21 protein-coding genes and 1 pseudogene are annotated in these 25982 nt (G+C 68.6%); 14 read left to right on the forward strand and 8 right to left on the reverse strand.

Features of this window, described 5'->3' with window-relative positions; all coding sequences use genetic code 11:
- Positions 1-268: 268 nt before the first annotated feature.
- Positions 269-700 (forward strand): hypothetical protein, encoded by a 432-nt coding sequence (locus tag F0344_RS34480; RefSeq protein ID WP_185303077.1) that lies wholly within the window; start codon positions 269-271, stop codon positions 698-700.
- Positions 701-1833: 1133 nt separating this feature from the next.
- Here the strand turns inward: F0344_RS34480 and F0344_RS34485 are convergent.
- Positions 1834-3030 carry an RNA-guided endonuclease InsQ/TnpB family protein gene (locus F0344_RS34485; protein WP_185303078.1) on the reverse strand — a complete coding sequence of 399 codons (1197 nt, stop codon included), beginning with the start codon at positions 3028-3030 and terminating at the stop codon, positions 1834-1836.
- Positions 3031-3061: 31 nt separating this feature from the next.
- Complete coding sequence (locus F0344_RS34490; RefSeq protein WP_185303079.1) at positions 3062-4792, reverse strand: hypothetical protein; 1731 nt, start codon at positions 4790-4792, stop codon at positions 3062-3064.
- 288 nt (positions 4793-5080) lie between these two features.
- Here F0344_RS34490 and tap point away from each other — a divergent pair, with 288 nt between their 5' ends.
- Both tap and tpg read left to right on the forward strand, forming a co-directional pair.
- Positions 5081-7306, forward strand: a complete 2226-nt coding sequence (gene tap / locus F0344_RS34495; RefSeq protein ID WP_185303080.1) for a telomere-associated protein Tap — start codon at positions 5081-5083, stop codon at positions 7304-7306.
- A gap of 7 nt (positions 7307-7313) precedes the next feature.
- The gene (gene tpg, locus F0344_RS34500; RefSeq protein WP_185303081.1) at positions 7314-7877 is read left to right on the forward strand and encodes a telomere-protecting terminal protein Tpg; all 564 of its coding nucleotides are present in this window, start codon (positions 7314-7316) and stop codon (positions 7875-7877) included.
- Positions 7878-8066: 189 nt separating this feature from the next.
- Here the strand turns inward: tpg and F0344_RS34505 are convergent.
- Positions 8067-8174: pseudogene (locus tag F0344_RS34505) on the reverse strand (alpha/beta fold hydrolase); the annotation flags it as partial.
- A gap of 1230 nt (positions 8175-9404) precedes the next feature.
- On the opposite strand from F0344_RS34505, the gene F0344_RS34510 reads away from it, so the two are divergent.
- From F0344_RS34510 to F0344_RS34535, 6 genes are all read left to right on the forward strand, one after another.
- Positions 9405-10481, forward strand: coding sequence for a bifunctional DNA primase/polymerase (locus F0344_RS34510; RefSeq protein ID WP_185303082.1), 1077 nt, complete (start codon positions 9405-9407; stop codon positions 10479-10481).
- Positions 10478-12046: a DNA primase family protein gene (locus F0344_RS34515; RefSeq protein ID WP_185303083.1), complete on the forward strand. Its 1569-nt coding sequence runs from the start codon at positions 10478-10480 to the stop codon at positions 12044-12046. The genes F0344_RS34510 and F0344_RS34515 overlap by 4 nt, the downstream gene beginning before the upstream one ends.
- Before the next feature lie 126 nt (positions 12047-12172).
- Positions 12173-12565 (forward strand): DUF6009 family protein, encoded by a 393-nt coding sequence (locus F0344_RS34520; protein ID WP_185303084.1) that lies wholly within the window; start codon positions 12173-12175, stop codon positions 12563-12565.
- A 634-nt stretch (positions 12566-13199) separates the two neighbouring features.
- Positions 13200-14312 carry a bifunctional DNA primase/polymerase gene (locus F0344_RS34525; RefSeq protein ID WP_185303085.1) on the forward strand — a complete coding sequence of 371 codons (1113 nt, stop codon included), beginning with the start codon at positions 13200-13202 and terminating at the stop codon, positions 14310-14312.
- A complete protein-coding gene (locus F0344_RS34530) occupies positions 14309-15856 on the forward strand; it encodes a DNA primase family protein (protein WP_185303086.1) in 1548 nt (515 codons plus the stop codon). The genes F0344_RS34525 and F0344_RS34530 overlap by 4 nt, the downstream gene beginning before the upstream one ends.
- Positions 15853-16275, forward strand: coding sequence for a DUF6009 family protein (locus tag F0344_RS34535; RefSeq protein WP_185303087.1), 423 nt, complete (start codon positions 15853-15855; stop codon positions 16273-16275). The genes F0344_RS34530 and F0344_RS34535 overlap by 4 nt, the downstream gene beginning before the upstream one ends.
- Here F0344_RS34535 and F0344_RS34540 read toward each other — a convergent pair whose 3' ends face one another.
- Entirely contained in the window at positions 16276-17682 is a 1407-nt protein-coding gene (locus F0344_RS34540) for a DNA primase family protein (protein WP_258050355.1), read from the reverse strand.
- A 551-nt stretch (positions 17683-18233) separates the two neighbouring features.
- The gene (locus F0344_RS34545) at positions 18234-19151 is read right to left on the reverse strand and encodes a ScbA/BarX family gamma-butyrolactone biosynthesis protein (RefSeq protein WP_185303089.1); all 918 of its coding nucleotides are present in this window, start codon (positions 19149-19151) and stop codon (positions 18234-18236) included.
- 143 nt (positions 19152-19294) lie between these two features.
- Between F0344_RS34545 and F0344_RS34550 the strand changes: the two genes are divergently transcribed.
- Positions 19295-19960, forward strand: a complete 666-nt coding sequence (locus tag F0344_RS34550; protein WP_185303090.1) for a ScbR family autoregulator-binding transcription factor — start codon at positions 19295-19297, stop codon at positions 19958-19960.
- Between the two features lie 200 nt (positions 19961-20160).
- Positions 20161-20889 (forward strand): SDR family NAD(P)-dependent oxidoreductase, encoded by a 729-nt coding sequence (locus F0344_RS34555; RefSeq protein ID WP_258050342.1) that lies wholly within the window; start codon positions 20161-20163, stop codon positions 20887-20889.
- A gap of 83 nt (positions 20890-20972) precedes the next feature.
- Here the strand turns inward: F0344_RS34555 and F0344_RS34560 are convergent, their stop codons facing one another.
- Positions 20973-21575 carry a TetR family transcriptional regulator gene (locus F0344_RS34560; protein WP_185303092.1) on the reverse strand — a complete coding sequence of 201 codons (603 nt, stop codon included), beginning with the start codon at positions 21573-21575 and terminating at the stop codon, positions 20973-20975.
- A 318-nt stretch (positions 21576-21893) separates the two neighbouring features.
- Here F0344_RS34560 and F0344_RS34565 point away from each other — a divergent pair, with 318 nt between their 5' ends.
- Positions 21894-23087 carry an IS701 family transposase gene (locus tag F0344_RS34565; RefSeq protein WP_185303093.1) on the forward strand — a complete coding sequence of 398 codons (1194 nt, stop codon included), beginning with the start codon at positions 21894-21896 and terminating at the stop codon, positions 23085-23087.
- 69 nt (positions 23088-23156) lie between these two features.
- Here F0344_RS34565 and F0344_RS34570 read toward each other — a convergent pair whose 3' ends face one another.
- Positions 23157-23621, reverse strand: coding sequence for a hypothetical protein (locus F0344_RS34570; RefSeq protein ID WP_185303094.1), 465 nt, complete (start codon positions 23619-23621; stop codon positions 23157-23159).
- 5 nt (positions 23622-23626) lie between these two features.
- Positions 23627-24190: a hypothetical protein gene (locus F0344_RS34575; protein WP_185303095.1), complete on the reverse strand. Its 564-nt coding sequence runs from the start codon at positions 24188-24190 to the stop codon at positions 23627-23629.
- A 148-nt stretch (positions 24191-24338) separates the two neighbouring features.
- Here F0344_RS34575 and F0344_RS34580 point away from each other — a divergent pair, with 148 nt between their 5' ends.
- Together F0344_RS34580 and F0344_RS34585 are read left to right on the forward strand one after the other, a co-directional pair.
- Positions 24339-24782: a winged helix-turn-helix transcriptional regulator gene (locus tag F0344_RS34580; protein WP_185303096.1), complete on the forward strand. Its 444-nt coding sequence runs from the start codon at positions 24339-24341 to the stop codon at positions 24780-24782.
- 182 nt (positions 24783-24964) lie between these two features.
- A complete protein-coding gene (locus tag F0344_RS34585; protein WP_185303097.1) occupies positions 24965-25945 on the forward strand; it encodes a DUF1702 family protein in 981 nt (326 codons plus the stop codon).
- Positions 25946-25982 lie beyond the last annotated feature (37 nt).

Below are 25982 nucleotides of genomic sequence, written 5' to 3' on the forward strand. Positions count from 1 at the left end.
TGCCGGTTGGGCTTCGCGACGGACCAGCCCGGCCCGTAGAACGTTCAGGGCGCCTACCGTGTCGGCGTGCGCGGTGTGGTCGCAGACGACGCAGTGGAACTTCTCCCTGCTTGGTCTCGCAGCCTGAGTACGCATCAGCCCTGGCCACACGCAGGGGACCTATCACGGCGTGATACGCACAGCTCGCTCCCGACCTATCACGCCGTGATAGGTCTCCGGCTTCCCCAGTGGGTGTGCAGTCACCCATGCAACACCGAAGGAACGCACATTGAACTTCACATCCTCCACCGAAGGTGACATGGAGATCTTCCTTTCCGTGGTCGGTACGCATCTGGGCAAGATAGGCGCGGAGACCGTGCTCGATCTGTATGTGGATACAGCCATCACCGACCCTGCACCAGAGCGTGTCCTCGAAGAGATGATCGAGGAAGCAAGGTCGGCGCAAGGGCCGGCATCTGCCAGGCGCGGGGACCCTCTCATGGCCGTGCCTCTTGATCTGCACTCTCAAAGAGGCCTTGAGCGATTCTCGCTCCTCGCGCATCGCACCATTGGATGCGAGGCATCGGTGGGCGCTGAGCTCGTCTTCTCGACTGTTGAGAACGAGCGCATTGTCTGCCTCGACCTGCCGCAGGGTGACGTCGAGGCGCTCGAAGCCGAGGCCCGGCTGGAGGGCGCGAAGTCCCTCATCCGCGTCGCGTAGGCCTGTCGGGTCACATCGTGAACGGCGGCCCCACCTGACGCGCTGTAACCTCGGGGTGGCATTGCCTTCGCTGCTGCCGTGGCTGACCTCTCCAGGTACCAGCCGACCTCCCATTCACGACCAGGCCGTGGAGGCGAGCCGCCAAAGTGTTGCAGGGCGACGGCGATGACTTCGGGCCCGTGGTCGCCTCCCGGCCGGGTGTGGGCCCGCTCTCCGAAGGGACCGACGCGCACGGCGACATCCTGGCGCAGGCTCGGCGCCGAGGGTTCGGGGGAGCGGAGAGCATCGAGTGTCGAGCGAACCACGTTGCCTGACCTTCGAGGTTGAGGGTTTCCCGGGAGCATGCCCGCAGCAGCGGAAGATTCGTCGGGCCATGGGGCGGCTATCCTCCTGCCCGGGGTTGGCGGTGCGAGTGCCTACGGGCGTCTTGGGTACGCGCGGCGGATGAATCTGCAGGTGCGAACTGAGCTTCCAGCTGAGCATCGAGATATCTAGTGGGCGAAATCTCAACGCCTGCCGACAGCCACCCTGGCGAGCTCGACCCGGTTGGCAGAGTCAACTTGATGCGGCCCTGAAGGACCGGGCTTGGAGGTGGGGCGCCACTGGCTGTAGTGTGGCCTCCTCCGTCCGGACCACCTATGGGGTGGCTGGGACGCGTGACTCACGCCCCGCTGTCCACACAGCTTCGCCCTTGCGGTCGATGTTGTGGGACGCGCTGTCGTCCGCGTGCATGGTGACGCCACAGGCGCGGCACGCGAACGACCGCCCCTTGGGCTACGGTCCGATGAGTCGGGTCATCAGGTCACGTCACTCTGAGGGCCTCGCGGTCACTCGAAGAACGACTCAGCGGACACCTCCTCCTCCCTCAACCTCACTTGAGGCAGCCCCATTGGGCTGTTGAGGCGAGGCCCATGGTCGTCGAAATCTCACGTACGCCGATCTGACGGCCTCCCATCCGGGCTAGGACCCCGAGGCACCGAGAGCTCGGAGATCGGGCGTCTACGGCACGATTCTGTGGGTCGCTTTTGTGAGCAGAACAGCTTTTGCGTCGAATATGGAGCCAGGCCGTGCACTCCGTCGACAGCTTTGGCGTCTTCTCTTGACATCCTCCCCCTCCTGAAGGAGGGGGATTCCTACGGCTCGCGCCGTGGGGTTTTCTGCTTCGTCGCCGACTGCCCGCCCGGAGAACTCCGTTGAGGTCTTACACCGGCTCCACAGACTGTCACCGAGAGCCCCTCGGCCAGTACGTTCTTCGCGGCGTTCACGTCACGGTCGTGAGTGACACCGCACCTACACGTCCACATACGGATGTTCAGCGGCATCTTGCCCTGCAAGGTGCCGCAGGCGGAGCACAGCCTGGAGGAGGGGAACCAGCGGTCGATGGCGACCAGGTCCCTTCCGTGCCAGGCGCACTTGTACTCCAGCATGCCGCGCATCGTGCTCCAGGCAGCATCCGAGATGGCGCGGGCCAGAAAATGGTTCTTGACCATGTTGCGTACGGTGAGGTCTTCGATCACGATCGTTTGGTTTTCACGAACGAGTCGAGTGGTCAGCTTGTGCAGGTGGTCACGCCTGCGGTCGGTAATGCGGGCATGGACCTTGGCGACCTTGCGCCGGGCCTTGGCCCGGTTCGCTCCGTCACCCCTGGCCTTCTTCGCCAGCACCCGCTGAGCCTTGGCGAGACGGGCGCGGTCCTTGCGCTCGAACCTGGGGTTGGTGACCTTCTCTCCGGTGGAGAGCGTCACCAGGCTGGTGATCCCGGCGTCGATCCCGACCGTGTTCGTGGTCTGGGGCATGGTTGCGGGGATGTCGTCGCACAGCATCGACACGAACCAGCGCCCAGCCGGATCCTGCGAAACCGTCACCGTGGACGGCGTCGCACCTTCGGGAAGGGGGCGGGACCACACGATGTCGAGCGGTTCGCTCATCTTGGCGAGGGTCAGCTTGCCGTCCCGGTAGCGGAAACCGCTGGTGGTGTACTCAGCGGACTTCCGCGACGTCTTCCGGGACTTGAAGGCCGGGTACTTGGCCCGCTTCTGCCAGAAGTTCCCGAACGCTCCTTGCAGATGCCGCAACGTCTGCTGCAACGGCACAGACGAAACCCCGGACAGGTAGGCCAGCTCGTCGGTCTTCTTCCACGAGGTGAGCATCACGGAGGTGGCGTTGTAGTTGACCCGCTCCTGACGGAGCGTCCACGCCTCGGACCGTGCGGCGAGCGCCAGGTTGTAGACCTTGCGAACGCAGCCGAACGTGCGCGACAGCTCGACCGCCTGCGCATCGGTCGGACAGAAGCGGTACTTGAACGCCCGCTTCACCTGCTTCGTGGTCATGCTCACAAACTAGCGGTGCCGCGACTTAAGATCAAACCTGCGGGTCGCGGCACCGGAATCCGCCCTGGCGGCGAATCCCAGCCCACCGCCCTGCTCCGCACGGGCTGAGTTTCCTCCCCGAGCCAAAGCACGGGGTATCCACACAGGAGGAAGAGATGACCGTGGCCTCGGCATGGGGTTCGACGGCTGGCCGAGGCCAGGACGGTTGTGCGGTGGCCCGGGTCCGGGCGGCGACCTTGCGTTGTCTGCGGCTGCGGCCCGGTGGCGCAACTTGTGGACTGTCCGGTCCATCGGCGGCCTGGTCCAGCGGGGCGACGGCGGTCTGGGCGATCTCTTCCTCCGTGGCCCGATCCGATCCGCGCTCGGCAAGGATGCGGCGGGCGTGGTCCCAGTCACGTGTCGGAGATGTAGGCCATGCCCGGTCGCAGACGATCGTCTCCGGCGTGATCACCGGGACGGCCGCGGCGTTGGCCAGCCGTTCGTCGAGCGCGATGAGCGAGGCGTGCGGGAGGACCGAGCGGGACATCCGCAGCGCGTCTGCCCAGCCCGGCCGCATCGGCTCCGGGGTCATCGCCCGCGCCAGCAGCAGAGCGGCATCCTCCGTCTTCGTAGAGGGCCGCAGCACCGCCGCGGCCAGCGTGCGGGTCGCGATGTCCGCGATGCCGGTCAGCTCGACGGTGTCCACCGTGCCGTCGTCATGGACGACCAGCACGTCCAGGGGAGTTGAGTCGATCTCCATCACCTCGCCCGGCCGGACTACGGTGAGCTGACCGAACATGCCGTCCGGCTGCTTGGCCAGCGAGCGCCGGGTGCGGGCCGAGCCCAGGGTGTGCCGCCCGGAGGAGAGTGCGGACAGCAGCCGGTAGAACGTCGTCCGGGACGGCAATGCCACCACTCCCGGGCCGTGTTCGGCCTCCAGCGCGCGTTCCATCCGGCGCCGCAGGACCTGAGCGGACGCCGTGGAGCGACTGGTCTGGTCCTCCACGACCTTCCGCAGGGCCTCGACGACCCTCCGGTCGACGCGGCCGGTCCCGTCCGAGACGGACCGCAGCCGCGGGTCGACCAGGCCCAGTACGCCCTCGCGCTCAAAGCGTCCCCGTATCCGCTGGATCAGCTTCAAGGACGCGGGATGCCCACCCGCCTCAAGCTCCGCTGCCTTGGTCAGCTCCCGCTGCCGCAGCGACCGGACCGCCGGATCGTATGCGGCCCGCACCCGCCCGTGCGGGTCCTCCATCGGACGGCCGGTGAGCATCTGCACCAGGTGGCGCTGCCACCACTCCGCCCGTTCAACAGCCTTGAGAGGAAACCCCAGCACCCCGGCCGCCGGAACCGCCGCCCGTACCGAGGACGGCGTGACCACCTCGAAGCCGGCAGACGACAGCAGGTCGGCCAAGAGAACCACGCTCGGCAACTGGCTCTCGTCGACGAGGCGGACCGCAGTCCCCTCCAAAGCCGCCACCGTGTGCAGACGGCCGTCAAAACGGACCAGGTCACCTGCTCGCAGAAGTCGCGGACGCGACGGCATCACCGCCCCCTTCCCGTACCTCTCCGAGCCCGACCCGCGTACCCGCCGACAGCAGTCCCGCGCGGAGATCCACAACAAGGACGCGCTGCCAGAGCAGGTGGAGAGCACCGGAAGCACCGCGATCTGACCGCCCACCCGCCTGGCTCCGGCCAGCAGCGAGGCCCTCTCGCCGAACACCTCGACCAGACGATCGGCGACCCGTGGGCGGTGCACGCGCGGATGCCGGTGTGCAGTCATACAGGCACCCGTACGTACGACGCCGACCATTCACACCGACCGTACGAAAGGCCCTCGCCACCCTGCCCACAGAAGACTGGAACACCTCGGAACCTGCCTACAGATGACCGGGACGGTGATCCTCTTGCCCACGGAAGAGCGGGACTGCCCACACATCACTGGGATCGGACACATTCGACCAGGACAACACCGCATGGTGCCCCCGAACGCACTTCGCGCGCCATTCGTACGCCAAACGTACGCGCATCGTACGTTTCGTGGGGTAGGGTCTTGGTCAGGAGGTGCTCCATGTCCGAGTTGTTCGACGCGGTCGACGCACTGCTCGCGTCCCGCGCCGCGCTGCCGTCACCGGCGGAGCGCAAGCGGCTGCGCGCCGCGCACGGCCTGACGATCGATGAGGTGGCGGGCGCGCTGAAGGTGCGCCGGGCCACGGTATCCGGCTGGGAGTCCGGCAAGACCGAGCCCCGCCCGCCGGAGCGCGACGCCTACGCCCGACTCCTGGACAAGCTCGCCGAGCTCTACCCCGCCGACCCGGTCGCCCCCGTCCAGGACCCTGCGGTGCCGGCCACATTCACCGCTGTGCCCGCCCCGGCGGAAGCGCAGCCGCTGCCCACCGGTCCGGCGCCCGAGGCCGCGGGCATGGCTGAAACCAAGAACACCCCAGCCCCAGCAGCCGCCCCGCGTCCGGCGCCCGCCACCGGGCCGTCGTCCTCGTCGACGACGACGCGCCGTCCGGGTACGAAGAAGGCGGCCCCGGCCGCGACCACGGCGGGCGAGATCGACCCGCGGTTCGAGAACGGTCCGCTGGCGGTCGTCGACGTCGAGGACGGGAAGGTACTGGCGTACTGCGTCGGCGGCCTGATCCTGGACGTACCCGCCAAGTCGCTCCCGTCCTTGGTGGACTGGACGCTCAAGGAGGCGAAGCTCGGAGCGCCGAAGCTGTCCGGGCCGGGAAGGCCGGCCGATCCGCTGCTCGTGCTCACCGAAACCGCGCTGGAGCGTTACGGCCTCCCCCTCGCCCTCACCCAGGAAGAGCGGATCGCCGGACGCATCCCGGAGGGCCACAAGGTCATCAAGCAGCTCACCCGCGCCGACTGGAAGCTCACGAAGCGCGGCTTCGGACCGTGGGCGCGGATCTACCGCCCGGCCAAGGGCACGGACCGCCAGTGCGTCCAGCTGTGCATCCCCTCGTGGAACGCGCTGGACAACCGGCACTGGGGCACCGCCGGGCAGCTGCCGCCGGCGGAACTCGCACGGGTCCTGGGCGTGTATGCGGCCCGCGTGATGACCCCGCGCGGTTCCACAGCCGTCACCGGCCTGGAACTCATGACAGCACTGCACCCGCCGACCTACGCCGTGCGGGACGAGGAGACCGGCGTTCTGCGGCAGGCCGACGACAAGACCCCCGGCTCGCTGGGCAAGGACCCGGTGGACTGCGCCCCGTGCGAGGCCCCCGACGGGCACCCGCTGCTCAAAGACCTGCCGCGCTTCCACATCCGCACCCCGGCAGAGAAGGTTTTCGAGGAGGCGTACGACTGGGCCCGGCCGTTCACCGACGACGAGTGCATGCACCGCAACCTCGTGGGTCTGGACGTGAACATGGCGTTCGCCGCCGGAGCGAACGGGCTGCCCGTCGGCCTGTGCGCGCCGACGCACGTCAAGAACCCGGTGTTCGACCCGAAGCTGCCCGGCTCGTGGCTGGTCGACCTCAGCCACGTCGACCTGTCCCGCGTGAAGGTCAGCAAGGAGTGGGTGGAGCTGGACGCGAGTCTGCTGCCCAGCCCGTTCACGCCGAAGGGCAACCGCCCGGAGGGGCCGGCCTGGTACGCGACGCCGACCGTCGCCTACGCGGTGGAGCTCGGCTACGGCGTCGCACCGGCCGAGGCGTACGTCCGGCACGAGAGCGGCCGCTACCTGGACGGCTGGTACAACCGGCTGCGCGACGCCTACCTCGCCACCATGGCCGACCTCGGCGTCGGCGCCGACCTGTCGCCGGCCGATTTCCTCGCGGCAATGAACGGCTACAAGAGCCGTGACCCGGAGCTGGCGATCGTGGTGTCCGCTGTCAAGGCCACGGTGAAGGGCGGGCTGGGCAAGCTGCGTGAGCGGCCCCGGGGCGAGGGCTGGAGGCCCGGTGAACGGTGGCGGGCCCTGGAGCGCCCGACGTGGCGGCCGGACATCCGCGCGGCGGTCATCTCCCGCACGCGGATCAACCTCCACCGGAAAATCGTCAAGCACGCGGCGTTCACCGGGCAGTACCCGGTCGCGGTCAACTCCGACTGCGTCGTGTACGCGGTCGACGGCGAATCGCCGCTGGACTTCCTGCCCTACCGCGAAGGCAAGCCGCTGCCGGGCGGCTTCAAACTCGGGGTGAACCCGGGCCTGGTGAAGCACGAGGGCACGCAGACCGTGCTGTGGGGCGAGGGCGTACGGGAGCAGTACCAGGCACCTGAGCTCAACCTCGCCCGCTACATCAAGGACGGCATCGTCACCGACAAGGACAACGGGGAGTAGGCAGGCGATGAACAAGGAATTCGGGGACGGCCTGGACCAGGCGGTGCAGAAGTCCTTCACCCGCCCCGTGCCGAAGTCGGCCGGCGCGCAGATGCGCTACCTGGTCAAGCAGTACAAGGGCACCAGGGCGGTCGCCCAGATGCTGCGCGTCTCGCAGCGCACCGTCGAGCGGTACGTGAAGGACCAGATCAAGACGCCCCGCCCGGACCTCGCCGCTCGCCTGGAGCGCGAGGTGAAGGCCCGGTGGCAGCCGCAGATCCGGGCCAGGGCGAGGGAGAAGGCGGCGACGACCGGCGGCATCGTCATCGACGTCCACGCCCGCCTCGGCTACGCCGGGGCGCCGATGGACACGACGGACGAGGACCGCGTCCGCCACCTCACCGTGGCCCTCCCGCCCCAGCACGCCGCCCGCCTCTTCGACGCCCAGCAGCAGGGCGCCGGCGACGACCGGCTGCGCGAGCTCACCGCCGAAGCCCTCAAGGAGGTCTACTTCCAGGACGGCGGTCGCCGCGCCGGATCTCTGCAGGAGGTACAGATCAACGACGTGCTGAACCTGGAGTTCGAACTGTAGAGACCCCGCCCCGAACGACCCGCGAGCCCGCTTGTGACTGGGCGCTTCAGTTGGCGAGTATGCGCGCAAGTTGGCGTCGGACCCGGGGGCGTCGACGGCTGGAAACGCTCAGTCACAGGCAAGGTGGCTGACGTGTGAGAACGCCTATGTGAGGGGGTGTCCGGGGCCGGGTGCTCGGCAGTGTCTGGTTCAGCCCTGGAGGGCGGTGAGCCAGTCGGGCAGCAGGCGGTTGACCTCAGTGGGGCGTTCCTGCTGGATCCAGTGGCCGCAGCCCTCCAGCAGGTGGAAGGCGAACAGGGCGCTCTTCGACGGTGCCCACACGGGGGAGCAGCTGATGCGGGGCGCCCAGGGCGCTCTGGACGAGTTGCTGACCGAGCACGGCCGCGCGCTGCTCGCGCCTCCAACAGGGCCACTGGGGGAGGCGCTGCGCGCAACCGACGCTGTATGCACCGACGGGCACCCCGTGTCCCGGTGCGGCTCTACATGGCGACCGGTGACGAGCAGGTCACCACCGACTACACCGGACACTGCCAGGCGGCCGGCTCTGCTCAGGAATGGCGTGGACGCCCCGGCCGTCGATCGTGAGCTGGTCCGGTGAACTGCTCCAGCAGTGACTGGAGCGCCCCGGCTCCACGGTCCCGGCCCGGTTTCTTCGGTCAGAGCCGGGGGTCCCGGAGTCCGCAGGCCCGCTCAGGAACGGCCTGTGGGCTCGGTACGGCTCGTCCGACCGGTGGCGGGCCCGCAGAGCCTCTCCGCACCAGCTCGCCCCCTCTTGCCCCCTTCACGTCCCGGAACCGGGCATCGGGCGCAGACCCCGCCTCGGTGAGAACGCTTCCTGCGGGGGGGGGGGGGGGGGGGGGGGGGGGGGGGGGGGGGGCCACCACCGGGGCCTGGGCAGTGGGTGTCGCCGGGGTACGCGCACCCCGGCGACAGCTTCGCGTGGCCTGGGGACACAGCGCCGTTCAGTCCCTGTGTTCAGTCCCTCGACATAAGGCCAGGTCAGAGGCTATGCCAGCAGAAAAGTCAGGGACTGAAGGGACCGAAGGGACTCAACTTTCCTGTTCCACTGATCACGTGTGCGTGTGTATGCGTACGCGTAAGACTTAGTACCCATAGTCATGAGTGGCTCATAACTAGAAGTTTCAGTCCCTTCAGTCCCTCGAAAGAGAGGCGAAAGGCTTCTGACCTGCGCATTTACCGGAGGGACTGAAGAGGGACCGAACAGGCCGACTTTCTTCAGTCCCTAGCCCAGCGGGGCGAGGCGCTGAAGCCGACACGCCCGGCCTGGAATGCGGCGTAAACAGGTCGAGGGCGGCTTCCTCACCCAACTCCCCAGGGACGCAAAGGGACCGAAGGGACTCAAAGTCGGAAACGGCTACACAGAAGCCCAGTGCCCTGTTGTAGGCTCTGGACCCATTGGAAAACTCAGTCCCTTTGGTCCCTCGTTTGTCAGCAACAACTGCTCTGACCAGGTCTTTTTCTGGACAGAGGCTGAAGGTCTGTTGGCCCCCTGCAAGGACGATCAGCGTGCAGCGTCAGAGCGAGACCAGCGTTCCCCGTACTGCGGGACACGCCAGTCCCCACGAAGTCGCACGCTGGTGCGCCGCGAACGGCTGGCCCGTCCACCCGCTTGCCGTAGGACGCAAGACCCCAGCCGCGAACTGTGCCTCCTGCCGGAAGACCACACACCGGCCGCACCAATGCCCCTGCCACTCCGCGGGCAAGTGGTGCCACGGCTTCCACGCAGCCACGACCGACCCCGAACTCCTGGACGCCTGGTGGGGGAGCAACCCCACCCTCGGGGTCGGAGTCTCGTGCGGGCCTGCGCGTCTCGTCGTCCTCGACATCGATGCCCACAGTGTGGAAGTCCCCGACCGGAACCGGCTCCTGCCAGGAATCCCCATTCACGAGAACGTCAACCTCGACGGCCTGGCCTCAGGCTTCGACACCCTGGCTCTTCTTGCCGCGCTCCGAGGCAGGAAGAGCCCAGCAGACGATGACTCCACCCTTCGCGTCCGAACGCCCTCCGGAGGGCTCCACGTCTGGTACCAGGCCCCGGGCCACGGCCTCCGCTACAGGTCCTCGGTCGGCTCCAGCCCCAAAGTCGCCCTTGCCTGGCAGGTGGACATCCGAGCCACCGGCGGATACATCGTCACCCCAGCCACACGGACACCCGCCGGTACCTACCGTGCGCTCGGCACGACCCGCATCCCGGCCCCCCTGCCCAGTTGGCTCGCCACGGAACTCCACCGCACAGGTCACACCGTCAACGACCTTCCTGCACCCGGCATCCGCCCGAGCCCGAGAACGGCGGCCCCGGCCGCCAAGCAGGCTCACGGACTTCTCGAACCCCTCCTGGCCCAGGTGCAAGCGTGCGCTTCCGCATCCGAAGGGATGGGGTTCACGGAGAAGCTGAACCGCGCCGCCTACACGGCCGGAGGCCTGGTAGGCGCAGGCCACCTCGACCACAGCCAAGCGCACGACCTGCTCAGCGCGGCCGCCGACGCCGCGCGCCCCCACCGCCACCGTCACAGCAGCGCCGTCATTTCCTCTGCCCTGTCCGCCGGCGCCAGTCGGCCGCTCCATCTCAAAGGACGCCCATGAGCAGCGCCGACAGCTCCCGCTTCGACGCCACGGCAGCGGCTCAGCAAATGCTCGAGCTCGAGGTCCAGACCACACAGCCCAGCCTCCCCACCCAGCAGAACACCGCGAGCGTCACCATCCGCCAACCGGCCATGCCCCAGGGCCTGCTTCCGGCGATGCTCACCGACCGGGGCAACGCCAAGCTGTTCGCCGTCATGTTCGGTGACCAGTTCCGGCACGTGGAAGGCCTGGGCTGGTACCACTGGGACCAGTACCGATGGAAGCGCACCGGCGGAGAGAAAGCCGCAGTCTGGGCAGCCGGTGACCTCGCCGAACAGATGCCCGCCACCGATCCGACCGGGAACTTCAACGACCGGGAAATCAACGCCCACCGGCGCAGGTCGATGTCCACCCCCGGCATCAAGGCGCTGCTCACCCAGGCCAAGGCATCCCCGGCGCTGGCCCTGGACCCCGATGTCCTGGACGGCGACCCCTACGCCCTGTGCACCCCGGCCGGCGTGGTCAACCTCCACAGCGGCGATCTCCACAAGCCCGACCCCGAAGCCGACATGCACTCCAGGGCCACCAGCGTCGCCCCCGAAGCCATGCCCACCCCCCGTTGGCACCGCTTCCTCCACGACACCTTCGGCGAGGACGCCAAGGGCCAGGAGACCATCCACTTTCTCCACCTGCTGCTCGGCTACTCGATCACCGGTGACGTCGGTGCCCAGGTCCTGCCCTTCCTCTACGGCACCGGCGCCAACGGTAAGTCGGTCCTGCTCGACGTCATGACGCAGATCCTCGGCGACTACGCCCAGGCCGCCCCGCCAGGCTTCCTCATGGAGAAGGGCAAGTTCTCCGAGCACTCCACCGAACTGACGGAACTTCACGGCCGGCGCATCGTGGTGTGCTCCGAACTCAAACCCAACGACAAGTTCGACGAATCCCGGGTCAAGCTCCTGACCGGTGGCGACCGCATCATGGCCCGCCGCATGCGCCAGGACTACTTCAGCTTCAACCCCACCCACAAGCTCTGGCTGCTCGGCAACCACCGCCCCGAGGTCGGCACCGGCGGCCACGCCTTCTGGCGCCGTATCCGGCTCATCCCCTTCGAGCGCGTCGTCCCCGCCGCCCGCAAGATCGACAACCTGGCGAAAGAACTCGTGCAGAGCGAAGGCCCTGGCATCCTGCAGTGGCTCATCGAGGGAGCCAAGCTCTACCTCGCCACTCGAGACCCCCTCGCAGGCCCGGCCACAGTCCGCTCCGCCACGGAGGCCTACGCCACCACGGAAGACCACATCGGCCGCTTCCTCACGGAATGCTGCACCACCGCCGGCCCCGACAAGGGCCCGGACCGGGCCACCGGAGACCTCCGCGTGGAGCAGGGCCTGCTCTACGCCACGTACTGCAGCTGGTGCAGCGCCGGCGAAGGCATCCGCCCTGCCACCGCACGCGCCTTCGCCACCCGGGTCCGCCAGGAACTCTCCCTCGCCTCACCTGCCGACATGATGAAATCCAGCGGCAAGAAGTACTACCCAGGTCTCGGCCTCCTGGCCGACGAAGAACCTCAGGGTGACCATGCCTGATTCTCGCGCCCTACGCACCGGGACCGTGGCGGCCTATCCTGGACACGGTGCCCCCACACGGGAACGTGCTAGCCACACAAACACTGGCCCGCAAACGGACAAAGACAATGAAAAGGGGCTGCAGTCATGAGCTCGCTGCTGAACGAGAGCGACCTCTGCCACGAGAACGCAGTGGTCTGGCTGGAGAGCCCCGATGAGCTGGACTACGTCCGCCAGGCTCTCGACAAGACCCCCCGCCGCCGTGGCAGGCCCCGCTACGAACGCGACGGGCGCATGGTCGGTTACGCCGAACTCGACGCCCAGGCCGAAGCCGACCCCGACAGCGGCCTCCAGCTCCGCCGCGTCTTCTTCCTTCTCCCGCACGACCGCGATGCCAACCCGGACGGCCCCTACCACGAAGGCGCTCCAGGGGAAGCCGTCGACCCCCGCACCATCGAGCCCCGCCGCGTCGGCGACAAGACCCCCCGCTCCCAACGTGGACCTGCCGCGATAGCGGCCAACAGCAACTACTGCGGCTGAACTCCTGGTGCCGTAGCGGCTGAGGGTCCTTGATCCCCGCGCGGTCGGCGCAGAGGTGGCACAGGGCAGGCCCAGTACGTGGTGGACGGAAAGCCGCTCCGCGTCAGGCAGTTGTCCTTCGCCCGGCCCGCCGGCCGATGTGCCGTGCCCGCTCGTTCAGCAGCAGATGACCACAGCCCTCTGCGGCCGGAGGCGTTCCTGCGGGACTGCCGCCTGGGCCCTGATCACCGGGGCACCGGGGCACCGCAGCGACCGGTGATCCGTTCGGTCGCTTGCCGTCAGCTGCGGAGAACACCAGGTCGGAGACACTTCTCCACTTCCGTAGCGACTCAAGCGACTGAAAGTCCGGGTATATGAAGGCATTTCTGTGTGCGCGTGTGTTCCATAAATAGGTGAGTTGAGTCGCTTCAGTCGCTGTCGGACGTCCGAAGACGCTCCGAACTGCTGCTATGTCGATTTACGGGTTGAGCGACTCAAGGGCTTCGGTCGCTGGCGAAAACGTACGACCGAGTAGGTGCGTCTCGAGCCTCGAACCGGTGCAAGATTCGGGGGGACGAACTTCCGCACAGAGGGGATGTATTCGCTAATCTGTGTTGGTCGTTGGGTCGCTACGGTCGCTACTGAGGAACGGTGTATGGCTCCTGAGCTGCGCCTTCTGGGACTCTCCTCCGCACGTCCCGGCCGCGTCTGCCGGGCTGTGCCGCAGTCCCTGGCCACCGCCCGGTGGTCCGCGCAACAGGGCTGGCCGGTTCACCCGCTGGCCGTCGGCCGCAAGACCCCGGTGGGCAACTGCGACGCCTGCCGCCGTCCCGGCCACACCCACTCGGACTGCCGGTGCATCACGGAGGGCCGCTGGTGCCACGGTTTCCGGGCCGCCACCCGCGACGCCGAGAGGATCGGCCGGTGGTGGGGGAGCAACCCTGGTTTCGGGGTCGGGGTCTCGTGCGGCCCCGCAGGCCTGGTGGTCATCGACATAGACGCGCATCAACAGAGCCTCCCCGGTCGCAGCCGTCTGCTGCCGGGCATCCCGATACCGGAACAAGTGGACCTCACGGGCCTGACGAACGGCTTTCACACCCTGGCCGTCCTGGCAGCACTGCGAAACGCCCCCGACCCGGCCACCGACGGGAGCACCCTGCGTGTGCGGACCCCTTCCGGCGGCCTCCACGTCTGGTACCGGGCTCCCGACGCCCGGCCATGGCAGAGCTCCGCGGGCTCGGGCAGCGGGCGCGCGCTGGCCTGGCAGGTGGACGTCCGCGCCCACGGCGGGTACATCATCGCGCCGGGGACCACCACCAGGGCGGGGACCTACACCGCGCTCAGCCCGGTCACGAGCCCCGCGGTGCTGCCCACCTGGCTCGCCGAGGAACTCGAACGCACAGGGCACCTGCCCCAGGAGCGGCCGGCCCGGCCGAAGCCCGTACCGCCGAGAGCCCTCCAGGCCGTCGCCGCCGCAGGCGGCGGCAGACAGGGAGCCTTCGGCGTGCTCAGCTCGGTGCTGGCCGAAGTGACCGCCTGCGCCGCGCACACCGAGGGCGCCGGCTTCTCGGAAAAGCTCAACCGGGCCTCGTACACCGCGGGCGGGCTCGTCACCGCAGGACATCTCACCCAAGAGCAGGCCGAGCAGATCCTCCAGGACGCCGCCGCCGGGGCCCGCCCCGGTCAGGACCGCAGGGCGGCTCAGATCATCCGCAGCGGAATGACCGCGGGATCGCGCCGTCCGCTCTACCTGGGGAGATACGGATGACCTCAGGGGACGGTTCGCTGTACGGCTTCGACGCCCAGTCCGTGGCGGCTCAGATAATCGCCCGGAGCACGTCTCCCGTCGGCCGCGCCGGAGCGGAGGCCGCGACGCACCTCCCGGCGGAGAGGGGGGTGGCCCTGCTCCAGGAGCAGGTGTCGGCGGCGGGGTTGTTACCTGATTCGTTGACGGATCGGGGGAACGCGAAGTTGTTTGTGCGGTTGTATGCGCAGGATTACCGGCATGTGACGGGGCTGGGGTGGTATCGGTGGGACAGCACGCGGTGGCAGAGTGATGAGGACGACACGGTGTTGTGGGCGGCGGGGGAGATGGCGGAGAGTATCGCCACGACTGATCCGCGGGGGAGGTATTCCGACGCGGCGTTGCGTAAGCACCGGCGTCGTGCGCTGAGTACGTCGGGGATCAACGCGTTGCTGGTGCAGGCGAGGTCGGCGCCGGGGATGGTGCTGACGGCGGGGGCGCTGGACGCGGATCCGTATGTGCTGTGCACGCCGGCGGGGATCGTGGATCTGCGGTCGGGGGTGCTGCGGGCACCGGACCCGGACCGGGACTTCCATTCCCGCTCGACGTCGATCGGCCCGCGTCGGATGCCGACCCCGCGCTGGGACCGTTTCCTGACCGACACGTTCGGGGACGACGAGCAGGGCGCGGAGATGATCCGTTTCCTGCATCTGCTGCTGGGTTACTCCCTCACCGGTGATGTCGGGGCGCAGGTCATGCCGTTCCTCTTCGGGTCGGGGAAGAACGGCAAGTCCGTCCTCCTGGACGTCCTGATCAAACTCCTGGGCGACTACGCCGACGCCGCGCCTCCCGGGTTCCTGATGGCCCGCCCCTTCGAGGGGCACCCCACCGACCTCGCCGAGCTCCACGGCCGGCGGGTCATCGTGTGTTCCGAGGTCAGACCAGGCGACCGGTTCGATGAGGCCCGCGTGAAACTCCTCACCGGCGGCGACCGTATCAAGGCCCGCCGCATGCGCCAGGACTTCTTCTCCTTCGCGCCCACCCACAAACTCTGGCTCCTGGGCAACCACCGCCCCGAAGTCGGCACCGGCGGCTACGCCTTCTGGCGCCGGATGCGCCTGATCCCCTTCGACCGCGTCGTCTCCGACCACCGGAAGATCGACAACCTCGCCGACATCCTCGTCACCGAGGAAGGCCCCGGCATCCTCAACTGGCTCATCACCGGAGCCCACCACTACCTCAACAGCCCCCGCGACCTCACCGGACCCGAAACCGTCCGCATCGCCACCACCGCCTACGCCGAGACCGAGGACCACACCGGCCGCTTCCTCACCGAACGCTGCACCCTCCAGCCCCACCACCGCGTCGAACAGACCCACCTCTACAACGCCTACAAAACCTGGTCACGCAACGAAGGCATCACCCCCACCTCCTCCCGCGCCTTCGCCGCCCGCATCCGAGAAACCATCGGACTGTCCTCACCGAAGGAGATGCTGCTGTCGAATCAGCGCAAGTACTACCCAGGCATCGGGCTTCTCGCCGACGAGGAGGAGGAGGAGGCGGAGTGAGTGCTCTGATCGACAGGGTCGAGATCAGCGAGGAGGCGGAGCTGGTCTGGCTGGAGGACATCTCGGTGCTGGACTACGTGCGCCAGAGTCTGGACCGGTTGCCGACCCGGCGGGGGAGGCCCGCCTACCACCGTGACGGGCGAATGGTCGGATACGCGGTACTCCGCCCCGGGGCGAGGGCCTCGCGCTCCTCGGGCACCTTCCGCCGGCGGGTCTTCTGGCTCCTGCCCCACGACCGGGACACCGACCCCCAAGGCCTCTACGCCACCGGCGCACCCGCCGAGGCGATCGATCCCGCCACCCTCGACCCCCGCACCAAAGGACACAAGACCGAACGCTCCGAAGGCGGACCCCTCTCCAGCACCACCCACAGACTCGACGTCATCGATCCCGGGTCCCGGCCGGGGCAGCACAGGTGATCACGGCGTTTCCTTCTGGTCGGGGAGAAGCCCGATGCCTGGGTAGTACTTGCGCTGGTTCGACAGGACCATGACGCGGTGGTCGGACAGTCCGATGGTTTCTCGGATGCGGGCGGCGAAGGCGCGGGAGGAGGTGGGGGTGATGCCTTCGTTGCGTGACCAGGTTTTGTAGGCGTTGTAGAGGTGGGTCTGTTCGACGCGGTGGTGGGGCTGGAGGGTGCAGCGTTCGGTGAGGAAGCGGCCGGTGTGGTCCTCGGTCTCGGCGTAGGCGGTGGTGGCGATGCGGACGGTTTCGGGTCCGGTGAGGTCGCGGGGGCTGTTGAGGTAGTGGTGGGCTCCGGTGATGAGCCAGTTGAGGATGCCGGGGCCTTCCTCGGTGACGAGGATGTCGGCGAGGTTGTCGATCTTCCGGTGGTCGGAGACGACGCGGTCGAAGGGGATCAGGCGCATCCGGCGCCAGAAGGCGTAGCCGCCGGTGCCGACTTCGGGGCGGTGGTTGCCCAGGAGCCAGAGTTTGTGGGTGGGCGCGAAGGAGAAGAAGTCCTGGCGCATGCGGCGGGCCTTGATACGGTCGCCGCCGGTGAGGAGTTTCACGCGGGCCTCATCGAACCGGTCGCCTGGTCTGACCTCGGAACACACGATGACCCGCCGGCCGTGGAGCTCGGCGAGGTCGGTGGGGTGCCCCTCGAAGGGGCGGGCCATCAGGAACCCGGGAGGCGCGGCGTCGGCGTAGTCGCCCAGGAGTTTGATCAGGACGTCCAGGAGGACGGACTTGCCGTTCTTCCCCGACCCGAAGAGGAACGGCATGACCTGCGCCCCGACATCACCGGTGAGGGAGTAACCCAGCAGCAGATGCAGGAAACGGATCATCTCCGCGCCCTGCTCGTCGTCCCCGAACGTGTCGGTCAGGAAACGGTCCCAGCGCGGGGTCGGCATCCGACGCGGGCCGATCGACGTCGAGCGGGAATGGAAGTCCCGGTCCGGGTCCGGTGCCCGCAGCACCCCCGACCGCAGATCCACGATCCCCGCCGGCGTGCACAGCACATACGGATCCGCGTCCAGCGCCCCCGCCGTCAGCACCATCCCCGGCGCCGACCTCGCCTGCACCAGCAACGCGTTGATCCCCGACGTACTCAGCGCACGACGCCGGTGCTTACGCAACGCCGCGTCGGAATACCTCCCCCGCGGATCAGTCGTGGCGATACTCTCCGCCATCTCCCCCGCCGCCCACAACACCGTGTCGTCCTCATCACTCTGCCACCGCGTGCTGTCCCACCGATACCACCCCAGCCCCGTCACATGCCGGTAATCCTGCGCATACAACCGCACAAACAACTTCGCGTTCCCCCGATCCGTCAACGAATCAGGTAACAGCGCGGCTGTGCTGCCCGGTTCGGGTGTCGCCAGGTTGTGGACGTGCGGTGCGGACTGGCGTACGGCGGAGTGCGGGTGGCCGATCGGGGCGCTCGGGATGCTGTGCACGATGTGGAGGAGTCTGCTCTCGCGTACCGGGTCGGCACCGGTGCTCCGCCGGCCGGGAATTCCGTGCCGTCCGGGACCTCCGGACGGCACGTCGGCGCGAGGCCCGGTCATGCCGGCCGTCATGGTGGACGTTGTGTTCGAGGGGGGGTGACCTGCGTGGTCAATCGCGGGTCGGGCTCCCTCAGCCACGGATTCTCCTGGTCGTCGGTGGGTTCGGAAGTTCTGCCGCGCTCCGGCCTACGCGCGTCGACATCCCGCGTCAGGGTGTCCTCGAGGAATGCGCGTGGGCCTTGTCCAGGCCCTGCCGCCCGGGGCGGAGGGCTGGTCGGACGTCCTGCGGGGCGCGGCGCACGGCGGGGGAGCGGAGGTGGGGCCAGTGAGCGGATCGCGTCCCCCCGCCGTACGCGGGCCAGGGTGCGGTGGTGGGCGGGGCGGGGTGACGGTCGGTGCGGGTACCCCGCCCCGCCTTCCGTATGTCAGGCCGGTGCGGTCGTGACCAACGCGGATACGGCCACGACGTCCCCTTGGGTGGCGATGAGCTGGATACCGGAGGTGCCGAGTCTCTCTCCCTCGATCAGACAGGGCTGGTCGAGTTCCACGTAGCGCTTGAAGACCGCGTCGAGGGAGAGGGTGCGGGTCTCCTTCGGTGCGCACAGGGCTGTGGACGCCTGGTCGAAGGCCTCCAGGAGCACCATGCCAGGGACGTGGTCGTGCGGGTGGTCGAAGAGGACGGGGTGGGTGAGGTCGGGGCGCAGGAACCACAGGTTGTCCCGGGTCGTCGGGCTCAGGACGACATCGCCGTCGCTCTCTCGGCCGACCAGGGCGGGGGAGAGGGGGCGACCGGGGAGGAACGCCCGTGCACAGGCCTCGGCCGCGTCGGCGTAGGGGCCGCGCAACCTGCGGTAGAGAGCCTCGGGGTAGGAGGTGTACCTGATCTGGGCGGTGCCCACGCGTACTCCGTCGCGTACGGCCTCGACCTCCGCCGACAGCCGGGCGCAGCCCAGGCGGCGCCGGCTCACCGAGGTGTGGGAGATGTGCAGTTCGACGGCTGCCGGTTCCGCGGTGGTCCGCAGGCCCTCGGGGGTGGCGGAGCAGCTGATGTAATCCCAGCCGAGACGGTGGTCGAGGGGTATCCGGAACTCCGTGTGGGACAGCAGGGCCAGGGCCTGTCTGATGCTCTCCGTGAGGAGCAGAGGTCTGTGCGCCTCCGGCTCCGGGGTGTAGAACGGATGGGAGAAAGGCCATTCGGCGCTGACGACGTGCTGGTTCTCCGAGACACCGCGCCACGCGGTGATGAGCACTTCCGAGGGATTCGTCTTGCGGACCAGGCGGCTGGCTACGGTGGGGCGTTGCGGGTGCAGGCCGGTCGGGGCCTTGTTTTCGGCTGAACTCATCACGTGTGCACTCCCCCTGGATCATCGAATGCTGACCGTGCTTGGGTGCCTGAACGTGCTACGGCGCCCCGCCTCGAAGTCCGGACGGAGGGCCTTCGCTGTATCGTAAGAGTTATTCTTTTTTTGTCTACGAGACGGGACATATGACGGAGTCACCCGAGCAGCGCCCACTGATGCAGGAGCGCGCACGGCGGACGCGGGCCAAGCTCATCCGCGCTGCCGCCGAAGTGTTCGCCGAAAGTGGCTTCGCGGGTGCGAGCGTCTCGCGGATCACGGACCGGGCCGGCGTGACGCTCGGTTCCATGTACTTCCACTTCAAGAACAAGGAAGCGCTGGCTCGGGAGATAGTGCGCAGCCAGCCGGACATCGTCTCGCCGCCGCTTGCCGCGAAGGGCCTGCAGAGGTTGATCGACATCACTCTGACCTGGTCCTACCAGATGCTCGACGAGCCGCTTCTGCTGGCTGGGGCCCGACTGGTGACGGATCAGGAACTGTTCATCTCCGCCGAGGAGAACTCGCATCAGCAGTGGGCCGAGGTGGCCGCGCTGGCCTTGACGGAAGCGAAGGACATGGGTCAGCTCCGCGACGGTGTGGACATCCCGGCCTTCGCACGCATGGTGGTGAGCGCCTGCACCGGAGCGCAGATGCACGCCCAGATGGAATCCGGCCGACGCGATCTGCCCCAGCGTGTGGAGGAGATCTGGTACTGCGTGCTTCCCGCGATCGCCGGGCCGGGCACGGCCGAGCTGATGGTCTTCGGCGAGACGCGCGGCAGGCCGGCGGCCGGTCTGAAGAAGCGGAAGCCGTAGGGCCCAGGCTGACCCGGCGCCCCAGATTTCTGCCGATAGACCCTGGGCGTTCACCCGACGCCCGCTATGGTCGTGCCGGGGGGACACAGTGATCGGCGTCACGTCCCTGTCCTCGGCGGGGGCGTGTGGGGGAGGGGTACATGAACACAGGCTCGGGCGGATTACTGCGGAACAGCGGATTGCTCCGGGACAAGAGAATCATGATCACGGGTGCCTCCAGCGGGATCGGGGCCGCCGCGGCCCGTCTCTTCGCCGCCGAGGGCGCCTCGGTCATCCTGATGGCACGGCGCGAGAAACTCCTGTACGACCTGGTGGAGGAGATCCGCGCCGACGCGGGGCGGGCCGTCGCGGTCATTGGTGACGTCACCAGTCCCGCTGACGTCGAGCAGGTCGTCTCGGTGGCGGTGGAGCGTTTCGGAGGACTGGACGCCGCCTTCAACAACGCGGGGTGGGGTTCGCGGGGAACCGATCTGCACGAGACGGAGGACTCCGTCTACGACCAGATCATGGACGTCAACGTACGCGGGGTGTGGAACTGCCTGCGCCACCAGATACCGCTCATGCTGGACCAGCGCACCGGCGGAACGATCGTGAACACCTCCAGCACCGCGGGTCTTTTCGCCACCGGAGCGCTGGCTCCTTATGTGGCCGCCAAGCACGCGGTGCTCGGGCTGACCAAGGCCGCGGCCGCCGAGTACGGGTCCAGGGGAATCAGGGTCAACGCCCTGGTGGTGGGAAGCACCCGCACCGAGCTGACGGAGGGGAGCGTGCGCAGCGGGACGAAACGGCCTGTGGCCGCGCGCGCCATCCAGCACCGCATGGCGGACCCGCTCGAAATCGCCGAGGCGGCGGCCTGGTTGTGCAGCGACCGTTCCTCCTTCGTGACCGGTGGCGCCGTGCCCGTGGACGGGGGCTGCAGTGCGGTCTGACCCCCTCCCCCGACGCCGGTGTGACGGGCGCACCCGGGGCATGCGCCGTCATGGCGGGACCCCCGCGGCCGAGGAGGCGGGCCTCACCCGGGGGCCGGCTCGTTCGCCGCCCCCGTCATGACCAGCTGCCAGATACGGCTCAGCAACTCCACCGAACTGTCCGGGGTCGGCAACCCGGCGGCACGATGGCGGCGGAAGACGATCTCGGCACCGGCCACCAGGTGCACGATCAGCGCTGCCAAGACCTCGGGGTGCGCCGAAGGCAGCAGGTCCCCGTCCTCATAGGCCCGTTGCAGGAGTTCGTCGGCGGTGGGCAGCCAGATCTCCGTCCATGCCGAGCTGCCCGGACGCTCCCTCTCCAGTCGTAGCAGGGCTCGGACCGCGTCCTTCTGCTCGATGAGGCGGGCGAGTTCCAGAGTCAGATCGGCCAGGTGCCGCAAGGGCGCGTCGGAGAGGTCCTCGATCCGCTCGATGGCGGCCCTGACCGTGGCCCGCCCCTCGGCCTCGACGGCCTCGGCGAGGTCGGCCTTGGAGGAGAAGTGGAAGGTGACCGCACCCAGCGAAATGCCGGCCGCCTTGCTGATCTTGGCCAGCGAAGCACCGGCGTACCCGTCGAGGTCGAACTGCGCCGCGGCGGACCGCAGGAGAGTTCTCCGTGTACGTGCCGCCCGTTCCTGTTTCACCATGTCCTCTCCGACAATCTTCGGCCGTAGGGCGCACGCTGCGCGGCACCTCGATGCCGATAGGGGTTGCGGTGTTCTCCCTCGGGCGGTCGGCGACGTCCCAGCTCGGGCGGGACCGCGACGGAGGAGCAACCACGATGGCTCAAGTAGGTAAAAGGCTTGGTCAAGCGAGGGTTGGAGCGTCCTTGATCTTCGTTTACGACCAGGTTCGGCGCTCGTTCCCAACCGACGGGAGCGCTCCCCCGTCCTGTTGGAAAAAAAGATAACGTTCGCTATTCTATCGGAGCGCTCGATCGGATGCCCAGTAGAAGGGAACGAACCATGGCGGCCCACGACGTGAGCCACGCGCACGTGCCGGTCTCCGTACTTGCCGAGCAGGTCTTCGGGCATCTGCCGAGGGCCGATCAGCGGGCCTGGGCCCAGGCGTACCTGGCGGGCCTGCTGACCACCGAGGGCAAGAAGTCGGTACGCCGGATGGCCGCCACCGTCTCCGGTTCGCCCACCGCCTCCCAGTCGATGCACCAGTTCCTCAACGCCAGTCCCTGGGACTGGGCCCCGGCACGGGCCGAGTTGATGCGGTGGGCCGAGCAGCGGCTGTCCCCGCACGCCTGGGTGCTCTCGGCGGCGGTGCTCCGCAAGCGGGGCGACCACTCCTGCGGCGTGCACCGGCGCTTCGTCCCCGCCACCGGACGCTCCGTCAACTGCCAGTTGGCCGTCGGCGCGTTCCTCACCAGCGGGACGGAGGCCGTTCCCATGCACTGGGGGCTGCTGCTGCCCGGTACCTGGGCCGACGACCAGACACGCCGCGCACGGGCCCGCATCCCCGACGACGCCGACCACCGCACCATCGAGCAGCACGCGCTCGACCTCGTGGACCTGCTGTGCGCAAGCACCCAGCTCAGCGCCCGGCCGGTGGTGGCCGACCTCAGCCACCACACCGGGGTGGCCTCGCTGGTGCGCGGACTCAGCCGCCGCGGCCGCGAGTTCATCGTCTCCCTGCCCGGCCGGACACCGGTGGTCCCCGTCGTCGGCGGCACGACCGCGCGCGGCGCGTACGCCTCGAAGTTACCCGCAGCCGTGGAAGCACAGCGCCTGTTCGGCCTCAAACACAGCGCCCAGTTCAGACCCAACGCCCATGAAGGGCTCGACCGCGGTGCCGACCGCACCGCGGTGATGACCACGCTGGTGAGGCTGCCGCAGGTACGGCTCGCCCGGCAGGCACCGCACCCCACCTACCGGGTCTTCGGCGTCCGTTCCTGCGTGGGGCCCCGCTCCCCCCGGATCTGGCTGACCAACATGACACAGCGGCGTACCGACGAGCTGATCGCGCTGGCCAGACTCCAGCACCGGGCGGGCGCCACGGTGCAGTCGCTGGAGGACGATTTCGGGCTGCTCGACTTCGAGGGGCGGTCCTACCCCGGCTGGCACCATCACATGACGCTGGTCTCGGCCGCCTTCGCGTACAGCCGGCTGGAGCTGACCGGCGCCCGGCCCGCCGGCCTGGCGACGGGCTGAGCGAAGCGCCCCCTGCGAGGCCGTCGAAGGGGGAGCGGGCGCATCCGACGGGGCCGTGTGGCGCGAGGCTCACGCCGCCGCCGACGGGGCGTTCCGCCGAGGCGGCGGGGGAGGCATGAGGTGCCGGCGGGCCACGGCCGCGAGCAGGCCGTAGGCGACGGCCACCAGCACGACCGTGATGATCCAGGTACGCGACCCGGTCGGATCGTAAACCCGCCCCGCGTTGCCCACGTCCACGGCCGGCGCGGTCCGTCCGGCCTCGAAGGTGTCCCGGTCACTGCCGTACAGCTTGACGTTCCCGAGCTCCACAGTGCCGTCGGCGGACCGGAACGTTCCCGACCACTCGCACGTGGTGTGCCCGGCGTGTCCGGCGCACACGAGACGGGCCGCGGTGAAGATGCCCCGCGGCCCGTCCGCGGTGGCGGCCCTGGCCGCGTTGCCCAAGTCCGGCACCGTCAGCCAGAACAGCAGGACTCCGGCCAGCAGGAGTAGCAGGGACACGAACCCGGAGGGCTTTCTGCCGCTCCTCGCCATGGGATTCAGTCCTTGGGAGCGCAGGCACACCGCGCGGCGGCGTTGTCCGGCCGGTTCGCGCGGGTGTGCAGATACATCGCCACCACCATGGGCACCGTCACCAGGGTGTTGTAGAACAGGTGCAGTTCCACGCGGGGCGCGATCAGCTGGATCAGGCTCGTCGGAGCGGCCTTGCCCAGCAGGTGGGCCCCGGCGAGCACCTGTGCCAGGAGCAGCAGGTGCTCCAGGTGATGCCACACCTGGAGACCGAGGGACGTCTTCCACCAGGTGGCCGAACTGCCGGTGAAGCCCGGCCGCAGGAGGAACAGGAAGACCATCATCACCAGGGCGTATCCGTAGTGCATCCACTCCGAGGTGACCAGCCACGGGAACGGCACCCCGAGCACGCCGCGCGCCTCCGGGATCGGCCAGCCCATGACGTAGATCTGGTAAGCCTGGACCAGGTGCTCCGCCCAGTGTGCGACGACGATGAACATGAACACGCGCAAGCCGAGTTGATGGTGACGGCTGTTGATGGAGTCGATCCCGCCTCGCAGTGCGGACGGTGACACTCCGGTACTGATGGCCATGCTTGGACCTCCACGGTCGGGGAACGAGGAGAACAGTGGCCCATCTCACCAGGCCCCCGCGCGCGCGGGCTTCTTCCGCCGTGCTCTCTTTCCGCCCCCGCGACCGCCTCCCAGGTCCTGTGATGCAACCCGGGCGGTACCGTCGGGCATGCTGCCACGGACGTACGAAGGACAGGACTGCTCGCTGGCCCGTTCCCTGGAAGTCATCGGGGAGCGCTGGAACCTGCTGATCGTCCGCTCCGCCCTGCTGGGCGCAGGGCGCTACGACGAATTCCTCCGTCAGATGCCGATCTCGCGCAATGTGCTCGCCGACCGGCTCGGCCGTCTCGTCGAGCTGGGTGTCATGAGACGGGTCGTGTACCAGGAGAAGCCGGTACGCCACGAATACCCGCTCACGCCCATGGGCCGCGAGCTCACCGTCGCCGTGGTCGCACTGATGCAGTGGGGTGACCGGAATCTTCCCGCCGAACTGGGACCGCCGAGGCAGGCGCGGCACGTCGGGTGCGACGGCGACGTACGCGTGCGCCTGGGCTGTTCCTCCTGCGGACGCGACATCCACGAGGAGGAGGTGGCCGTGCGTCGGGCGCGCTGAGTTCCCGGCCTGCGCCACCCGGTCCGAGCATCGCAAGCGATGAGTTGCGGGCGCGTTCATTTACTATCAAACCCCTTGTGCCGCAAGGGTGTTGCGCATTTGCGAAGATGCCCTGATCTTTGCAGCGAGCCGACCATGAGGCCCTTCGCCACCCCCTCGGTGGCCGGTTGAAGGAGGCACGCGTGGCATCGGCGATGGGATCTCTGCGCAGACTTCTGATGGCTCCGTCCCTCCGTGACGTGAGCTTCGCGGGCCGCGGCTTCCCGGTGACCGAGACCGCCGCGACCCGGCAGCTGGAGGCCATCCCCCAGACGGTGGTGACCGGTTTCGAGTGGGGTATCGAGTCGAGGAGTCTCTGGGAGACCGAACGCCGGCTCTCCCTGGTGGACCTGGAGCTGCGGGGCTTCGCCTACGAGGGCGCGACCATGGCCTCGGTGATCCGGGACTCGATGCCGGGCCGTGGCGGTCGCACCGCTGAGCTGCTCCAGGGCGCCGGGCGCCGGCATATCTTCCTCAACTACATCGGCATCGGTTTCGCGATGGCCAAGCTGCCCAGGCCGCTGTGGAAGAAGGTCGTGCCCGAGCTGGACGGCGAGGACTTCTATCCGCCGATGACCTGGCTCGCGGTCGACGGCTACGGCTTCGACCGCGCCTACTTCGCCCCCGCGCGCTGGGTCGACGACCAGCGCCTGGACACTCCGTACGCCTGGGACGGCCACCCGGACTACTTCCAGCGGGCGGTGGACCAGGGCATCGGGCGCGCCCTGTGGTTCATCCACGGCGCGCGGGTGGAGGACGTCTGCGCCGCCGTCCGCAGGTTCGCCTCCGAGCGCCGGCCGGACCTGTGGGCGGGCGTCGGGCTCGCCGCCACGTTCGCCGGCTGTTCCACAGCGGCCGAGCTGGACGCGCTGCGCGCCCGGTCCGGCGAACTGAGCGGGCACGTCGCCCAGGGCTCCGTGTTCGCCGCGAAGGCACGCCACTTCTCCGGGACCGTTCCCGAGCACACCCGGACCGCGCTGCACGCGCTGGCCGGAATCACGGTCGAGTCGGCTGCCGCACTCGCCGACGACGCCGCGCCGCCGGCAGGCGCGGCCGACGGTGTCCCCACCTATGAGATCTGGCGCCGGTCGGTGCGCGAAAAGCTGCCGGTGAATTCCCTCTAAGCATTTCTGAAGTAGACATTCGGTCACCCTAATTTAA

Source organism: Streptomyces finlayi (assembly GCF_014216315.1).
Classification (GTDB): Bacteria; Actinomycetota; Actinomycetes; order Streptomycetales; family Streptomycetaceae; genus Streptomyces; species Streptomyces finlayi_A.

Coding starts and splice junctions, on each gene's coding strand:
- F0344_RS34520 (WP_185303084.1), top strand. CDS start 12,173: ATGAGCTCGCTGCTGAACGAGAGCGACCTCTGCCACGAGAACGCAGTG.
- F0344_RS34490 (WP_185303079.1), bottom strand. CDS start 4,792: ATGACTGCACACCGGCATCCGCGCGTGCACCGCCCACGGGTCGCCGAT.
- F0344_RS34545 (WP_185303089.1), bottom strand. CDS start 19,151: ATGAGTTCAGCCGAAAACAAGGCCCCGACCGGCCTGCACCCGCAACGC.
- F0344_RS34525 (WP_185303085.1), top strand. CDS start 13,200: ATGGCTCCTGAGCTGCGCCTTCTGGGACTCTCCTCCGCACGTCCCGGC.
- F0344_RS34560 (WP_185303092.1), bottom strand. CDS start 21,575: ATGGTGAAACAGGAACGGGCGGCACGTACACGGAGAACTCTCCTGCGG.
- tap (WP_185303080.1), top strand. CDS start 5,081: ATGTCCGAGTTGTTCGACGCGGTCGACGCACTGCTCGCGTCCCGCGCC.
- F0344_RS34515 (WP_185303083.1), top strand. CDS start 10,478: ATGAGCAGCGCCGACAGCTCCCGCTTCGACGCCACGGCAGCGGCTCAG.
- F0344_RS34485 (WP_185303078.1), bottom strand. CDS start 3,030: ATGACCACGAAGCAGGTGAAGCGGGCGTTCAAGTACCGCTTCTGTCCG.
- F0344_RS34580 (WP_185303096.1), top strand. CDS start 24,339: ATGCTGCCACGGACGTACGAAGGACAGGACTGCTCGCTGGCCCGTTCC.
- F0344_RS34555 (WP_258050342.1), top strand. CDS start 20,161: ATGATCACGGGTGCCTCCAGCGGGATCGGGGCCGCCGCGGCCCGTCTC.
- F0344_RS34530 (WP_185303086.1), top strand. CDS start 14,309: ATGACCTCAGGGGACGGTTCGCTGTACGGCTTCGACGCCCAGTCCGTG.
- F0344_RS34565 (WP_185303093.1), top strand. CDS start 21,894: ATGGCGGCCCACGACGTGAGCCACGCGCACGTGCCGGTCTCCGTACTT.
- F0344_RS34550 (WP_185303090.1), top strand. CDS start 19,295: ATGACGGAGTCACCCGAGCAGCGCCCACTGATGCAGGAGCGCGCACGG.
- F0344_RS34570 (WP_185303094.1), bottom strand. CDS start 23,621: ATGGCGAGGAGCGGCAGAAAGCCCTCCGGGTTCGTGTCCCTGCTACTC.
- tpg (WP_185303081.1), top strand. CDS start 7,314: ATGAACAAGGAATTCGGGGACGGCCTGGACCAGGCGGTGCAGAAGTCC.
- F0344_RS34575 (WP_185303095.1), bottom strand. CDS start 24,190: ATGGCCATCAGTACCGGAGTGTCACCGTCCGCACTGCGAGGCGGGATC.